The 2265-nt window shown below is 45.7% G+C and carries 2 protein-coding genes; both read right to left on the bottom strand.

What is annotated here, in order from left to right; all coding sequences use genetic code 11:
* Positions 1–100: 100 nt before the first annotated feature.
* Positions 101–955, bottom strand: coding sequence for a phosphate ABC transporter ATP-binding protein PstB (gene pstB, locus A3762_RS11365; RefSeq protein WP_068501653.1), 855 nt, complete (start codon positions 953–955; stop codon positions 101–103).
* Positions 956–1050: 95 nt separating this feature from the next.
* A partial coding sequence (pstA, locus tag A3762_RS11360) for a phosphate ABC transporter permease PstA (RefSeq protein WP_068755578.1) occupies positions 1051–2265 on the bottom strand: 1215 nt, incomplete at its 5' end.

The raw sequence follows: 2265 nt of genomic DNA, 5'->3' as shown, positions 1-2265 counted from the left end.
CGCTTAGGTTTTGGTTGAACTGTTGCGAGATATGCTGGTTGTGCGTCTCATGTGTTGGTTCGCTCATTTTCATATTCCTCTTTTATTATTCGTCCTTGAATTAACCATAGCGGCCAGTGATGTAATCTTCTGTTTGTTTCTTCTCAGGATTTGTAAACAGCTGGTCGGTGTTTCCAAATTCAATGAGATCACCCATGTACATGAATGCGGTGTAGTCAGAGACACGCGCAGCCTGTTGCATGTTGTGGGTAACGATAACGATGGTGTAGTCGTCTTTAAGCTGGTGAATGAGTTCTTCGATTTTGAGCGTTGATAGAGGATCAAGTGCCGATGCTGGCTCATCCAGAAGCAGTACTTCTGGCTTAACGGCAACGGTACGTGCGATAACAAGACGCTGTTGCTGACCACCTGAAAGGCCTAATGCGCTATCGTTTAAACGATCTTTTACTTCATCCCACAGTGCAGCAGATTTTAAAGACCATTCAACAGTTTCGTCTAAAACACGCTTGCTGTTGATCCCTTGGATACGCAAGCCGTATGCGACGTTTTCGTAAATACTTTTCGGGAAAGGGTTTGGCTTCTGGAATACCATTCCCACACGACGGCGTAGATCTGCTACTTCGACTTCACGATCGTAGATGTCGCTACCTTCAAGAAGCACTTTACCTTGGATGTTTACGCCATCAACAAGATCATTCATGCGGTTGAAGCAACGCAATAGCGTTGACTTACCGCAGCCTGAAGGGCCGATAAAAGCAGTTACACGATTCTGTGGAATCGTCATGTTGATGCCATGTAGCGCTTCTTTTTCACCATAACTTAGGCGTAGGTCTTCAACTTTAAGTGCGACCTTTTCATCTTCTAGACGAAGGTTATTGTCTGAGCGCTGAAGGCTACTGATGTCGATACCGTGTGTACGTTCGTTTGTGTTCTCTGTGTTTGAATCTTGTGTCATATCAAACTTCTCTAAAAATCTATCAATAAAATTTGGTTGTTTAGCTAATTGGGAGGCAGGAGCAAAATAGGCTCAACCGCCTCCGTTTAGCGTGTTTACATTTCTAAGGCTTTGTACTTTTCACGTAAGCGGTTACGAATCGCAACAGCTGATAAGTTAAGTAAAGCGATAACCGCTACCAGCAAGAACGAGGTCGCGTACACAAGTGGTCGCGCTGCTTCAACGTTCGGGCTTTGGAAACCTACATCGTAAATATGGAAGCCTAAGTGCATAAATTTCTGGTCTAAGTGCAAGTAAGGGTAGTTACCATCTAAAGGAAGTGATGGCGCTAACTTCACTACACCAACCAACATTAATGGCGCTACTTCACCGGCTGCACGCGCGATAGCAAGGATAACGCCTGTCATCATTGCTGGGCTAGCCATTGGCAAAATAACACGCCACAAGGTTTCTGCTTTGGTTGCACCAAGTGCCAAACTACCTTCGCGAATGGAGCGAGGGATACGTGACAAGCCTTCTTCCGTTGCGACGATGACGACTGGTAGCGTTAGAATCGCGAGTGTAATCGATGCCCATAGTAGACCACCGGTACCGAATGTTGGTGACGGCAATGCTTCTGGGAAGAACGCTTTATCCACGCCGGAACCGACAAAGTAGATAAAGAAGCCAAGACCAAATACACCGTAAACAATTGAAGGAACACCGGCGAGGTTATTTACCGCAATACGTATGATACGTGTCATCGTACCTTGGTGGGCATATTCACGTAGATAAACTGCTGCGATTACGCCAAATGGTGTCACGATGATCGACATGATAATGACCATCAAAACCGTACCGAAAATAGCAGGGAAGATACCCCCTTCGGTATTAGCTTCACGTGGTTCGTCACTGATGAACTCGTAGAGTTTTGCAATGTAGAAAACGATCTTATCGCCAATACTCATCGCGTTCGGCTGGAAGGCATGAACGATCTTCGCAAGATCAACCGTGATTTGCGTGCCGTCCATACTTTGTACACGAACTTTGTCGCGGTTTATTCGGCCATAAAGCTCGATAAGACGGCCCTGCAAGCCATCGTATTCAGCATTTAATGCTGCTCGCTCAGCTTCAATATCAGCAAGTGCTTGCGATGTTAAACGATCTTCCAATTCCAACTTGCGCTGCTGAAGTCGAAGACGTTCGATACCCGCATTGATAGAACCAATGTCACTCTTCTCAATATCATGAATTTGAGAATAAATATCCAAAGCTCTATCTAGGCGCTCTTGTAGAGCAGGCCAAGCTTGATCACCTTCAGCGACAACTTG

This window comes from Oleiphilus sp. HI0125 (assembly GCF_001635355.1).
Note: the sequence above shows the minus strand (reverse complement) of the source record. Positions and strands in the feature narration are given on the sequence as shown.

Bases quoted from the DNA above. Each gene is read 5' to 3' on its own strand.
- pstB (WP_068501653.1), bottom strand. From the start codon at position 955: ATGACACAAGATTCAAACACAGAGAACACAAACGAACGTACACACGGT.